Here is a 13,482-nt window from a genome sequence, read left to right as displayed (position 1 = left end):
GGAGCGGCGTCTGGCAGTACCCTGTTGATACACCGTTATTCGGCAGCGGCAGCCTTGGCGCGCAGACGAATATTGAGCTCCTTGAGCTGCTCGGGTGATACCTCGCCCGGTGCATCGGTCATCATGCAGGCAGCGCTCTGGGTTTTCGGGAACGCGATGACATCACGAATCGTACGCCCACCGGTCATCAGCATGACCAGACGATCCAGACCGAAGGCCAGACCACCATGCGGCGGTGCACCGTACTGAAGTGCATCGAGCAGGAAGCCGAACTTCTCTCGAGCTTCATCGTCATGAATGCCCAGCACCTCAAACACGGTCTGCTGCATGGCCTGATCATGGATACGGATCGATCCGCCACCAAGCTCGGTGCCGTTCAATACCATGTCATAAGCTCTGGAAAGCGCCTGCTCGGGATTGGCCTTCAATGCTTCCGGCGAGCAGGATGGCGCGGTAAACGGATGGTGCAGCGCGCTCAGACGACCGTTGCCATCAGCTTCAAACATCGGGAAGTCGATGACCCAAAGTGGCGCCCACTCCTGGGTATAAAGATCCAGATCCTCGCCCAATTTGACGCGCAGCGCACCGATGGCCTCGGAAACCACGCGTGCATTGTCTGCCCCGAAGAACACGATATCGCCGTCTTCAGCACCTACCCGATCAAGCACCTGCTCAACGACCGACCCCATGAACTTGACGATGGGAGACTGCAGGCCTTCCAGCCCCTGACTGCGATCGTTGACCTTGATATAGGCCAGTCCCTTGGCACCATAGATGCCCACAAAACGGGTATATTCGTCGATCTCCTTGCGGGTCAGTCTGGCACCCTGGGGCACACGAAGCGCAGCGACACGGCCATTTTCATCGTTGGCCGGACCGGAGAAGACCTTGAAGTCAACGTCACCCAGCAGGTCATCAACGTCGACCAGTTCAAGCGGAATGCGAAGATCCGGCTTGTCGGAGCCAAAGCGACGCATGGCATCGGCATAGGTCATCTGCGGGAAATCAGGCAGTGTCACGTCCAGCACATCTGCAAACAGCTGACGAATCATTTCCTCGGTCAGCCCCATGATGTCCCTTTCCTCGACAAAGGAGGCTTCAAGGTCAATCTGGGTAAATTCAGGCTGCCGATCGGCACGCAGGTCTTCATCACGGAAGCACTTGGCGATCTGGTAATAGCGATCAAACCCGGACACCATCAACAGCTGCTTGAAAAGCTGCGGTGACTGGGGCAGTGCGAAGAACTGACCGGCGTGTGTCCGGCTGGGCACCAGATAGTCGCGAGCTCCTTCCGGCGTAGCGCGGGTCAGGATTGGCGTTTCGATATCAAGGAAGTCATTCTTTTCCAGGTACGCGCGAACGCTGTGCGTGATGCGTGACCGCAGACGAAGCCTGTCGATCATTTCAGGGCGGCGCAGGTCGACATAACGATACTTGAGGCGTGTCTCCTCACCCACCTTGCCATGCTCGTCGAGCTGGAATGGCGGTGTCGCGGCAGTATTGAGAACGTTGACCTCGAACGCCAGCACTTCAATCATGCCGGTAGGCATGTTGGCATTGGTGGTTCCTTCCGGACGTGGGCGAACACGCCCCTTGATCTGCAGCACATATTCACTGCGCGCCCGATCGGCTTCGGCAAAGGCGTCGGCGGTATCCGGGTCGACCACTACCTGTGCGACGCCTTCCCGATCGCGCATGTCCAGGAAAATCACACCACCGTGATCACGGCGGCGGTGCACCCAGCCACACAGGGTCACGTCCTGGTCCACCAGAGTCTCGTTCAATTGGCCGCAATAATGGCTGCGCATGCTGTATCAATCCCGTACTGATTCACTGAAAAAGGCAACGGCTCGCAGGCGTTGCCTGCCGAGCCGTCCATGGTGCAGCCATGACCCGGATACCGCGTCATCACTGCGAGGTAGATGATTATGTCGATGATGCCTTGTCACTGCCCGAGGAGGAAGTACTCCCCCCTTCGCCGGCCAGATTGCGTTTGGTTCCCGACGACTTGAAGTCGGTTTCATACCAGCCACCGCCTGCCAGTCTGAACCCGGCTGCGGATACAAGACGTTCAAGGGCCGGTGCATCGCAGGCCGGACATTCGACCAGTGGCGCTGCACTGATCTTCTGGAGCTTCTCAAGGCGCTGACCACACGCCTTGCATTGGTATTCATAGATGGGCATGTTAACTGATCCTGACATGATGCGGCCCGTGCCGCTGACTACCCGAGTCACCTGTGGCGTTACCCTGCAATATTACAGGGAACAGACAATCCGATATCAAGGCGCCGACCTTGAAACCGAATCAGGCCTGCCAGCCAATACACCATAGTATAGCGCGGCAGCCTCCCGGGTCGGCAAGTCGCTATTATCCGCAACCTGGAGCTGACATGAAAGCCGTACTGCTCGATAGTGCCTCATTGGGTGAGGGAATCGATTTTTCTCCCCTGAAGCGTCACGTTGACACCCTGATCCTGCATGACCAGACATCACCTGCTGACTGTGCCTCCCGCGTCAGCGAGGCTGACATTCTTCTGACCAACAAGGTCGTGATCAATGCCGAGGTCATGAACGCCGCACCCAACCTTCGCCATATCTGTGTTCTGGCGACCGGCACCAACAATATTGACCTTGAGGCCGCTGAAGAACGGCATGTCAGTGTCAGCAACGTTGAAAACTACGGCACCGCCTCGGTGGCTCAGCATACGTTGATGATGATACTGGCACTGGCCACCCGGCTTCCGCTCAACCAACACAGTGTCAGTGCCGGAGACTGGCAGCAAAGCCCGTTTTTCTGCCTGCTGGATCATTCGGCCCTGCAGCTGGCCGGGCGACATCTGGTCATCGTAGGTGAAGGCACGCTGGGACGTCGAGTCGCCGAGATGGCACGCGCCTTCGACATGACCGTTACCTTTACCGCTCGTCCGGGCAGTGACAACGATTCGCGCCCGGCTCTTCATGATGTATTGCCGGATGCGGATATAGTGAGCCTTCATTGCCCATTGACCGAAGCTACGCGGCATCTGATCGATACCGAGGCCCTGTCTCTCATGCAGCCTCATGCACTACTGGTCAATTGCGCTCGCGGCGGGATCATCGATGAGGTCGCAGCACTCGACGCTCTTCGCCACGGGCGGATTGGCGGACTGGCCGTCGACGTACTTCCCGTGGAACCTCCCAGGGATGGCCACCCGTTGATTGATGCCACCTCAGAGGCACTCAATCTGATTGTTACACCACACAGCGCCTGGACCACACTTGAAGCCCGGCAAAGAATCATCGAGCTGACCAGCAACACCCTGGCACAACGCCAACAGGGCTAAAGCCATTTCTTCCAGCGGAAGAACAGATAGGTTCCCAGGGCCGACACACACATCATCACCAGCGCCATGGGATACCCCAGTTCAAGATTCAACTCCGGCATGAACTGGAAGTTCATGCCATAAATGCTGGCAATCAGCGTCGGGGGCATGAACACGACGGCAGCTACCGAAAAGATCTTGATGATTCGACTCTGGTCCATGTTGGTAAAGCCCATGGCGACATCCAGCAGGAACTTTATCTTTTCAAATATGAAGGCGGTATGAGGGTGCAATGAATCGATGTCCCGCAGCATGTCGGTAATTCTGTCACGTCGACGCTGCCCCTCTTCCCGGTCTCCTGCGTGACGCATCATGTTGCGTAATGCCCGCTGGGTATCCAGAAGTGCCAAACGCACGATATCGTTATACCCCTCCTGGGTCAGCAGATCCCGCAGCGTATCTTCCAGTGCCTCCGGCGTCATGGCCTGATGTGCAATTCGCTCAAGCGTGGCGTAAATGTCTTCAACCTGGTCAGCCAAGTAGTCGACCTTCATTTCCATCAGAGCCAGAAATATTTCCCAGGGATGGGTTGGCCTGAGCCGCTGCCGGCGCAGGTGGTTGCGAAGCAGACGCAACATGCCGGTCTCTTCATTGCGCAGCGTTACCAGCAGGGTTTCGGACAGATGAAACGAGATATTGATGCCACGTGCTTCGCGCTTTTGACGGTGCGGGAACAGGGAGGTGACACGTACCCCATCGCTATCGACCTGAAATCGCGATGAAGACTCTATTTCGTCCAGATCCTCTGCAGTAGGCAATTCCTTGTCAAACAGCTTTTGAAGCCAGGCGTGTTCACGCTCATCCGGTTGGCAGGCATCGACCCACAGGGTCGCCGGCGGCAGTGCTTCTCCCGGGATCCCTTCAACCGTCTCGAGACGTTCCTTTTCACGGTAATAAATCGTGATCATAAATGGATCTATCCTGAATTATTCATCTTAAGATAACGGTATAAAAACAATTGGTAATGCCGTTATCCTACTCTTTTTCAATCAGTAAATCGCAGGCTACTGAAATCCGGGACAAAACTTGCTTTTCGTGTCTTTAGAGGTGAAAGTTTTGCCTGGTTTCATTGCACTAAAAAGGAAACAACGATGCGAACACCCATTATTTTCGATACCGATCCAGGCGTTGATGATGCCCAGGCCATCGCCCTGATCATGGCTGACCCGGATATTGAAGTGCTGGGCATGACCACTACCTACGGCAACGTACCGGTCGAGACAGCCACATCCAACGCGCTGCTGCTCGCCGAACTGGGTGGTCACTCCATTCCTGTTGCGCAAGGTGCTGCTCGCCCCCTGAGCAAGACTCCCAACCCCTTCCCGACCTTTGTGCATGGCGTCAATGGTTTGGGGGATATCGACCTTCCCACCCCGACAACCCGCGCCGTGGATACGACAGCGGCTCAGTTCATCGTTGACGAGACCCGCAAGCGTCCCGGTGAAATCACACTGGTTGCCGTGGGCCCGCTGGGTAACCTGGCCGTCGCCCTGCAGCTTGACCCGACACTGGTTGACCGGGTCAAACAGGTGATTGTCATGGGCGGCAGTGTCAAGCAGGGAGGCAACGTCACCCCGCTGGCCGAAGCCAATATCTATTCCGACCCTCACGCCGCGCATCGCGTATTTACTGCCGGCTGGCCGCTCGTCATGGTGGGGCTGGATGTTACCCACAAGACACATATCGATCCCGAGCGCATGGCACGCATTGCCAAGGGCCAAGGAAAACTGGGTGAAGTACTGGCTGACAGCTACAGCTTCTACGCGGATTTCTACCGCAAGGCGCTGGGCATCAATGGCTGCTGCCCGCACGACAGCTGCGCCGTGGCGTGGCTCAAGCACCCGGAACTGTTCAAGACCGTTCGCGGCCACATGAGCGTGATTACTGACGGGCTGGCACAGGGTCAGACTGTCTTTGCGCCGGAAAGCGCGGTATTTGCAGAAGATCGCTGGTCCCAGACTCCATTGATCGATGTCTGCATGGAAGTTGACGGTGAGCGTGTTTCACAATGGATCGAGGATGTACTGACCAGCCACTGAGCCTCGCCGTTATCGACGGACACTGGCGCAAATGCCAGTGTCCTCTTACCCTTTCGATAGTCCTTATATTCTCCGGACTCATACAGGCATGTGCCACAGCGCATGTGCTATCTGACTCGGCTGTAAACTGAGCCGCCTACATCATTGACACAAGGAGTGAGTCACTCGATGTCAGCCCCGGAACGCCTGTCACCTCCCCCCCTTTCACCGGATCGCCACTGGGCGCTGTTTCTGGATGTCGATGGTACGCTGACACCCCTGATGGACCGCCCTGAAGATGTCCGGCTGACCGAAGACGTCATCTCACTCATCGAAAGGCTGGACCAACGGCTTCAAGGCGCCCTGGCCGTGGTCAGTGGCCGAGCGATCGATAACCTGACCCCGCTTCTTTCCCCCCTGGATATTGCCATGGCCGGCCAGCATGGTGCCGAGCGGCGTGACCAGTACGGGTACCATCAGGCGGATGTCCCCGAATCCCTGATTGATCATGTGCGAGACGCCCTGCACGAGTTTGCTGAACAGCACGACGGGATCAGCATTGAACACAAGGGCGGAAGCCTGGCACTTCATTACCGAAACGCACCGGATCTTTACGACCGAGCACGTGAATATATCGATAATCTGCTGGCTGGCTGCGATAAGCAGATGACCGCGCATGAAGGCAAGTGCGTGATCGAACTCAGAACATCGAGCGACCACAAGGGCGACGCGATTAGAGCCTTCATGGAAAAGCCTCCCTTTGCAGGCCGTATTCCGGTATTTCTGGGCGATGACGTGACCGATGAGGATGGTTTCGGCACGGTAACCGAGCTTGACGGCCTGACCATCAAGGTCGGTGATGGACCTACCTGTGCCACCTACTGGCTGGAGGGCCCGGAACAGGTGGCCCAATGGCTATCGGACAGTCTGGATTCTCTCAAAGAGGCCTAATGCCATGTCTTCTCTCGAGCTTGCACTGATCGGTAACTGCTGTGTTTCCGCCCTGATTGATACACGGGCCAGCATGACCTGGGCCTGCCTGCCAAGGCTTGATGATGATCCGGTGTTTACCGCTCTGCTGGATGATGACAACGCAGACCAGGGTCGATTTGATCTGGCCCTGGCCCATCAGTCTGACCTTGAGCAGCACTATGTACGCAACACGGCCGTACTGCGCACGGTGCTGACCGACAAGGCAGGACAGCAGGCCGAGATCTTCGACTTTGCTCCCCGGTTCGAACAGTACGGACGGTTTTTTCACCCTCGGATGCTTGTTCGCCACATTCGTCCGCTCAAGGGGACACCACGGCTGAAGGCTCATATTGCGCCGATGACAGAGTTCGGCCAGCCCCCTCACCAGATAACCCATGGCAGCCATCATATTCGCTACGTCGGCGAACAGCGCACCCTGCGCCTGACCAGCAATGCACCGATTACTTCGCTGCAGGACGGCATGCCCTTTCTGGTGGACACCCCCATCACGCTGATCTTCGGTGATGACGAAACCATAACCGAATCACCCGATACGCTGGGTGAGCGGTTTTTGACCAGAACAACGCAATACTGGCAAGCCTGGGTGAGGAACCTGTCAATTCCCTATGAATGGCAGGATGTGGTCATACGCTCTGCCATCACTCTGAAACTCAACACGTTTGAGGATACCGGCGCAGTGATTGCCGCTGTCACCTCATCCATTCCTGAATCGGCCGACAGCAGCCGAAACTGGGACTATCGATTCTGCTGGCTGCGCGATGCCTGCTTTGTAGTCGCAGCCCTGAATCAGCTGGGTGTCACCCAGACGATGGAAGGGTTTTTACGGTATATCATCAATATTGCGGCAGACAGCGAGGACGGCTACCTGCAGCCGGTATACAAACTCAATGGCCAGGGGCGAATTCATGAAAGCCAGGTAGCCTCACTGGCCGGCTATCGCGGCATGGGCCCGGTTCGGGTTGGAAATGACGCCTGGCAGCAGGTTCAAAACGATGTATATGGCTCGGTTATTCTTGCTGCCGGCCACATGTTTCTCGATCAGCGTCTGCCGCGAGCAGGCGACCTCCCCCTGTTTGAACAGCTCGAGCGCCTTGGCACCAAGGCCGCTCGCATGTTCGACCAGCCCGATGCGGGGCTGTGGGAATTTCGCGGGCGGGCCGAAGTCCACACGTTTTCCGCCGTCATGTGCTGGGCTGCCTGCAACACCCTTGCCCGCATTGCCGGTCATCTGGAGCTGCCCGAGCGCCAACAGCACTGGACACGGACATCACGCCGGATCCATGAACACATCTGCTCCGAAGGCTGGAGTGATACACGTCAAAGCTTTGTCTCCTCGCTGGGTGGCGATGCCATGGATGCATCACTGCTTTTATTGCAGCGCCTCGGCTTTTTGAGCGCTGATGATCCACGCTTCAAGGCAACCGTGGAAGCCATTGAGCAGGAACTTCGGATCGATGACTTTTTTTACCGCTACATTGCTCCAGATGATTTTGGTGTGCCGGATGTATCCTTTACTGTATGCAACTTCTGGTACATCGATGCGCTGGTGGCGCTGGGCCGAAAGGATGAGGCCCGAAGGCTCTACCAGCGCATGGTCGAATTGAGAAACCGCTTCGGTCTACTGTCGGAAGATGTGGACCCGCGTACCGGCGAGCTCTGGGGAAACTTCCCGCAGACCTACAGCATGGTAGGTCTGATCAATTCGGCCAGACTTTTAAGTAAACCATGGGAGGATATCTTTTGAGTAACAGTGAACAGGACAGCCAGTTGATCGTTGTCTCCAACCGCGTCCCCAATCCGGACGGCGGCAGCGGTAACCAGGGAGGGTTGGCTGTTGGCGTAATGACGGCATTGCAGCAGGCTGACGGCCTGTGGCTTGGCTGGAACGGCAGCATCGACGATGATGAGCATGCCAGGCTGGAGCATTACGACTTTGATGGTGTTCGCTTTGCCACCTTTCCTCTGACGGAAAACGATCACAAGACCTATTACACCGGCTTTTCCAATGAAATGCTCTGGCCGCTGTTTCACTATCGTCCTGACAAGGTCGAATACAGTCGGGAAAATCTTGAAGGCTATCTGCGTGTCAATCAGCGTTTCGCTGACCACCTCATGCCGTTGATCAAGGACAATACTCGTGTGTGGGTACATGACTACCATCTTGTGCCGCTGGGTCATTACCTGAGAGAAACCGGTGCCGACGCGCCACTGGGGTACTTCCTTCACATTCCCTTTCCCCCCTGGGATGTACTGCGCATCCTTCCGGATTACGAAAATCTGCTGCGGTATCTGAGCGCTTATGACCTGATTGGCCTTCAATCCGATGTCGATCTCAAGAACTTCAAGGATTGCATGACCATGGCCCTTGACGCCGTCGAACACGATGACGGCATGCTGGAGGTTGATGGCCGCCGCTTCAGGGCGGAAAGCTATCCGATTTCCATTGATGTTCAGGCAGCCCAGGAAATGGCCCAGGCCGGCGTCACCTCATCGGCCGGCAAGCGACTGCAGCGCTCACTGGGGGATCGTCCGCTGGTGATGGGTGTGGACCGTCTGGATTACAGCAAGGGCGTTTACAAGCGCTTCCAGGCCTTTGAGCGCCTGCTCGAAAAGCAGGAGCATCAGCGGGGCAATGTCGTCTTTATCCAGATCTCACCGCCCTCACGAACCGATGTTCATGAATATGCCCAGTTGCGCACCACACTTGAGCGTGTAGCCGGCCATGTTAACGGACGTTTTGCCGATTACGACTGGACTCCGCTTCGCTATCTGAATCGTGGTTACAGCCGTGAAGCCATCATGGGCTTTTTACGCATGAGCCGGGTGGGCTTTCTGACACCGCTGCGTGATGGCATGAACCTGGTCGCCAAGGAGTTTGTGGCTGCCCAGGACCCGGAAGACCCGGGCGTGCTCATCATCTCGCATCTGGCCGGCGCTTCCTGGGAGCTGGGCAAGGGAGCGCTGGTCTGCAATCCCTACGACATCGATGGTGTGGCCGACATGCTGGAACAGGCCCTGACAATGTCACTGGACGAGCGCAAGACCCGATGGCGTACCATGATGGATGTGCTGGAAAACAATGACATCCATCACTGGAGCCAGAACTTCCTGGATGAACTGATGGATGTCAGGCTCAACCGTTCGGCAACCTGACGTCACTCTCACCCGGTAGTAAATTCATTGTGTATCGAGGTCTCGGCCTGCTCCATGGCCGCGACCTCGACATGTGCCACCCGTGCATGGGGTGGCCCCTTGTCAAGCCAGGCTATCAATGCCTGCACGGCAGACCTGTCCCCTTCAGCCAGTACATCCACGCGCCCATCTTCCAGATTGCGGGCATAGCCACCAAGTCTGAGCTCTCGGGCCTTTTCCCGAGTCGCGTAACGAAACCCCACACCCTGCACGTGCCCGCTGACAACCGCTTTTTGTCGGTACATGCTTTCGACTCCCTGTCGTTGGTTCAGCGATACAGCCTGGTGGATAAAGGACAGCGGTTCAAATTGCACCTGTCTGTGGAACCGGCATAATACCTTCGTTACATATGCCTTTTACGATGTCCCGAAAGAGAACCTGTATGCCTGAGAAGGTGTTTGATTGCCTGGTCTTCATTGGCCGTTTCCAGCCCCCTCACCGTGGGCACATTGAAGTGATCGCACAGGCACTTTCAAAAGCCGAACAGGTCATTGTGCTGATAGGTTCCGCCTGGCAGGCTCGTTCCCTGCGCAATCCATGGACATTCGATGAACGCGCCGAGATGATTCGAGCCTGTATTGGTAGTGAGGATCAGAGCAGACTGACCATGGTGCCCCTGCTTGATGCCCTGTACAACGATGATATCTGGGTGCGCGACGTTCAGAAAAAGGTGCGGGACCTGGCCATGCAGCCTGCACAGAAGCTGCCGAAGATAGCCCTGATCGGAGCACGTCAGACTCGGTCGAATTATTTTCTGACCCTGTTCCCCCAGTGGCAGTCCGTAAGTGTCGATCCACTGGACGGCATTTCCTCGGAAGATATCCGCGTCCCATTGTTCCACGATGCCGACACCGCCAGAGCGTACCTCGCCCAGACACCACACCCCACGCTCGAGGCGCCGGTGACGGCGCGACTGTCGCAGTTTATGGACACTGAACACTGGCAGGCCCTGCATCAGGAACGTCAGCTTCTAGAGCAGTATCAACGCGCCTGGCAGGATACGCCTTATCCCCCCATGTTCATTACCGTCAATGCGGTGGTGGTGCAGTCCGGGCATGTCCTGCTGGTCGAACGACGAGCCGCACCAGGCAAGGGGCTTTATGCCCTGCCTGGCGGATTTGTTCAGCCTCAGGAACGGCTGGAGGATGCCTGTTTTCGAGAGTTGCGGGACAACATTCGGCTCAAGGTACCGGAACCGGTACTTCGAGGGTCCCTAAGGGCTCATCGCCTGTTTGATGACCCCCATCGCAGCTGGCGGGGCCGAACACTGGCACAGGCCTTTTATCTGGCACTGCGCCCGGAGCAACGACTGCCCGAGGTGCGCATGCCACGCACCTCGCGTCACAAGGCTGTCTGGCTACCCCTGGCCGATCTCGATCCGGAACAGCTGTTCGAGGATCACTTTTTCATCATTCAGAGTTTTCTGGGATTACCTGCAGGTTATAACGCCTCCTGAGCAACGTTCAGGGGCTTTCCAGAAAGTCCCTGGGCAGTTTCTGCAAACGCTTCCAGAGCCGCTCGACGCCTGGCTTGTGCACCAGCGAGCACCGATACAGCCGGATCTCCAGAGGAATATCCCACTGTTCGCCACCGGCCCGCACCAGCCGATGATGATGCAGGTCATCCCGAATACAGAACTCGGGAATCCACGCCACCCCCGCGCCCTCAAGGGCCATGCCCTTCAACCCCTCGGCCATCGCCGTTTCATAGACCGTCTTGAGCCGCATTCGCAACGGGTCATTTTTCAGTAGCATGCGCACGCTGCGTCCCAGAAAGGCGCCCTGGCTATAGCTCAGAAAAGGCAACGATCCGGAAGAATCAAGGGAAAAGGACGGTGCGCCGTCCTCGTTGGGCACGCTGATCGGTACCATCCGCACCTGAGCAACCGAAAAGGAGGGAAAGGCTTCACTATCGAGCTGCATGGTGGCGTAAGGATCATGGTAGGCCAGCATCAGGTCACAGTTGCCTTCACGCAGCACATGGATCGCATCACCGACGTTCATGGCCGTCAATCGTGTCGGCAATTCACCGACGCCCTTTTGCAGCCGTGAGATCCACTTTGGATAAAACCCGAGGGCCAGCGAATGTGCTGCCACGATATCCAGCGCCTCATTGGCCATTTCCAGCCCGCGCAGATGCCCCAGGCATTCACTTAACTGCTCGACCAGGTTACGCGCCGTGATCACGAACAGCTGCCCTTCCGGCGTCAGGGTGACCGGCGTAGTCGAGCGGTCTACCAGCTGCGCGCCCACGGCCTGCTCAAGTGAGCGAATACGGCGACTGAATGCCGGCTGAGTGACATGACGCTGACGCGCCGATGCAGAAAAGCTGCGCGTATTGGCCAGCGCCACAAAGTCTTCCAGCCATTTCGTTTCAAGATTCACAATCGCCGTCCTGCTCGTCACCGATGCAGACCGTCCGGTCTGTTGTTATTGAATCGGCGCGGCCAGATATGCCGCCCGGGAGATGATCTTGCGCCACAGCGGGCGCGACTGTACCTCATCCAGAGATACTTCACGGCTTACCTTGAAATCCTGCTCGAGCATGACCTCGACCGACCGGGCAAATGCCGGAGAGGGAATATACGCAGTAATCTCGAAATTAAGCCTGAACGACCGGTTATCCAGATTCACGGTACCCACTGATGCGGTATCGTTATCGACCAGAAACACTTTCTGGTGCATGAACCCCGGCTGGTAGCGATAAATACGAACGCCGGCGTTGATCATGTCGGGCAAAAATGAAAATGCCGACAGAAACACCAGCAGGTGATCAGGATGCTCCGGCATCAGTACCCGCACATCCACCCCTCTGAGGGCAGCCAGTTTCAAGGCGTCCTGAACACCCTGGTCCGGAACAAAATACGGGCTGGTAATCCAGAAACGGTAATGCGCGCCATGAATGGCCTGCTGAATGATCAGGCTGGCGGTTTCCTGATGATCTGCCGGACCGGAAGGAACAATCACGACATGGTGATCTCCATGGCTGGACAGGCGCGGCGTCCAGTTCAGGGCAAGAATGGTACCGGTGGCCCAGTGCCAGTCTTCCCAGAATGCTTCCTGCAGTCCCAGCACTGCCGGGCCGGTCAATGTCATGTGCGTATCCCGCCAGTGACCATAGCGCGGGCTTTCCCCCATGTATTCATTACCGACATTCAAACCACCGACCCAGCCGCGCAGCCCATCGGCAATCATGATCTTGCGGTGGTTGCGGAAGTTGACCTGAAAACGGTGACGCCAGCCGCGGGACGACCCGAACCGGGAGACCTCGACACCGGCCGTCTGCAGTTCGACCAGATAAGCCTCGGGCAGCTTGCGGCTGCCGATCTCATCATACAAAAAGCAGACACGTACCCCGCGCTCGGCGCAGCGGCACAGGCGGCGCTTCAACTCCTGCCCCAACCGGTCATCGCGCACAATGAAGAACTGAATAAGCAGATAATTCTCGGCCCGTTCAATTCCTCTGAACAGGCTGTCAAAGGTCGCCTGACCATCAATCAGCAATTCGGGATGATTGCCCCGGGACATCGGCATCATAGCGAGTCGCTCGACCGCGACCAGACGACGCTCATCGCTTTCGGGGCGGGAAAAGAACGGCGTAAGATCACGACGAAAGCGGGTGAGTACCTGACGAAGCGATGAATCCCGCTCTTCCCGCGCTGATACATAGCCGTAAAACCGCGGTCTGCCGAAAACCCAGTAGGCAGGCAGCGCAAGATAGGGGAAGGTCAGCAGGGAAATGATCCACGCGATGGCGCCCTGGGACGTCCGGCTCGACATCAACGCCATCAGTGCAGAGAGTGTTCCAAGCACATGAAAGATGATGATGATTACACCACCCAGTATCGCGGTCATCGTGGTGCCTGCCTGTTGAGACCCAATGGAAAAGCCAGGGCAAGCCCTGGCTGACATTCATGC

The 13,482-nt window shown here is 57.0% G+C and carries 12 protein-coding genes; 6 read left to right on the top strand and 6 right to left on the bottom strand.

Annotated elements, in window-relative coordinates:
• Positions 1 to 35 precede the first annotated feature (35 nt).
• Both aspS and OQ287_RS03885 read right to left on the bottom strand, forming a co-directional pair.
• Complete coding sequence (gene aspS, locus OQ287_RS03890; RefSeq protein ID WP_250936769.1) at positions 36 to 1,808, bottom strand: aspartate--tRNA ligase; 1,773 nt, start codon at positions 1,806 to 1,808, stop codon at positions 36 to 38.
• 118 nt (positions 1,809 to 1,926) lie between these two features.
• Positions 1,927 to 2,184, bottom strand: coding sequence for an FmdB family zinc ribbon protein (locus tag OQ287_RS03885; RefSeq protein WP_250936767.1), 258 nt, complete (start codon positions 2,182 to 2,184; stop codon positions 1,927 to 1,929).
• Positions 2,185 to 2,390: 206 nt separating this feature from the next.
• On the opposite strand from OQ287_RS03885, the gene OQ287_RS03880 reads away from it, so the two are divergent.
• Positions 2,391 to 3,323, top strand: coding sequence for a D-2-hydroxyacid dehydrogenase (locus OQ287_RS03880; protein WP_265895653.1), 933 nt, complete (start codon positions 2,391 to 2,393; stop codon positions 3,321 to 3,323).
• Here the strand turns inward: OQ287_RS03880 and corA are convergent.
• Positions 3,320 to 4,270 carry a magnesium/cobalt transporter CorA gene (gene corA, locus OQ287_RS03875; protein WP_250936763.1) on the bottom strand — a complete coding sequence of 317 codons (951 nt, stop codon included), beginning with the start codon at positions 4,268 to 4,270 and terminating at the stop codon, positions 3,320 to 3,322. The two genes, OQ287_RS03880 and corA, sit on opposite strands and share 4 nt — an antisense overlap.
• 183 nt (positions 4,271 to 4,453) lie before the next feature.
• On the opposite strand from corA, the gene OQ287_RS03870 reads away from it, so the two are divergent.
• From OQ287_RS03870 to OQ287_RS03855, 4 genes are all read left to right on the top strand, one after another.
• Complete coding sequence (locus OQ287_RS03870) at positions 4,454 to 5,401, top strand: nucleoside hydrolase (RefSeq protein ID WP_250936761.1); 948 nt, start codon at positions 4,454 to 4,456, stop codon at positions 5,399 to 5,401.
• Positions 5,402 to 5,569: 168 nt separating this feature from the next.
• Positions 5,570 to 6,331 carry a trehalose-phosphatase gene (gene otsB, locus OQ287_RS03865; protein WP_265895651.1) on the top strand — a complete coding sequence of 254 codons (762 nt, stop codon included), beginning with the start codon at positions 5,570 to 5,572 and terminating at the stop codon, positions 6,329 to 6,331.
• Positions 6,332 to 6,335: 4 nt separating this feature from the next.
• Positions 6,336 to 8,117 carry a glycoside hydrolase family 15 protein gene (locus OQ287_RS03860; RefSeq protein WP_265895650.1) on the top strand — a complete coding sequence of 594 codons (1,782 nt, stop codon included), beginning with the start codon at positions 6,336 to 6,338 and terminating at the stop codon, positions 8,115 to 8,117.
• Positions 8,114 to 9,526 (top strand): alpha,alpha-trehalose-phosphate synthase (UDP-forming), encoded by a 1,413-nt coding sequence (locus tag OQ287_RS03855; protein WP_265895648.1) that lies wholly within the window; start codon positions 8,114 to 8,116, stop codon positions 9,524 to 9,526. Before OQ287_RS03860 ends, OQ287_RS03855 begins: the two co-directional genes overlap by 4 nt.
• An 8-nt stretch (positions 9,527 to 9,534) precedes the next feature.
• Here OQ287_RS03855 and yccX read toward each other — a convergent pair whose 3' ends face one another.
• On the bottom strand, positions 9,535 to 9,810 hold the full coding sequence (yccX, locus tag OQ287_RS03850; RefSeq protein ID WP_250936752.1) for an acylphosphatase: 276 nt from the start codon (positions 9,808 to 9,810) through the stop codon (positions 9,535 to 9,537).
• Between the two features lie 137 nt (positions 9,811 to 9,947).
• On the opposite strand from yccX, the gene OQ287_RS03845 reads away from it, so the two are divergent.
• Positions 9,948 to 11,021 (top strand): bifunctional nicotinamide-nucleotide adenylyltransferase/Nudix hydroxylase, encoded by a 1,074-nt coding sequence (locus OQ287_RS03845; protein ID WP_265895647.1) that lies wholly within the window; start codon positions 9,948 to 9,950, stop codon positions 11,019 to 11,021.
• Between the two features lie 7 nt (positions 11,022 to 11,028).
• On the opposite strand, the gene OQ287_RS03840 is transcribed toward OQ287_RS03845, so the two are convergent.
• Both OQ287_RS03840 and cls read right to left on the bottom strand, forming a co-directional pair.
• Positions 11,029 to 11,949 (bottom strand): LysR substrate-binding domain-containing protein, encoded by a 921-nt coding sequence (locus OQ287_RS03840; protein ID WP_250936748.1) that lies wholly within the window; start codon positions 11,947 to 11,949, stop codon positions 11,029 to 11,031.
• A gap of 45 nt (positions 11,950 to 11,994) precedes the next feature.
• A complete protein-coding gene (gene cls / locus OQ287_RS03835; RefSeq protein ID WP_265895646.1) occupies positions 11,995 to 13,419 on the bottom strand; it encodes a cardiolipin synthase in 1,425 nt (474 codons plus the stop codon).
• Positions 13,420 to 13,482: the final 63 nt, after the last annotated feature.

Source organism: Larsenimonas rhizosphaerae, from assembly GCF_026240105.1.
Lineage (GTDB): Bacteria > Pseudomonadota > Gammaproteobacteria > Pseudomonadales > Halomonadaceae > Larsenimonas > Larsenimonas rhizosphaerae.
The sequence above is the reverse complement of the archived record's forward strand: the minus strand, read 5'-3'. Positions and strand labels throughout refer to the sequence as shown.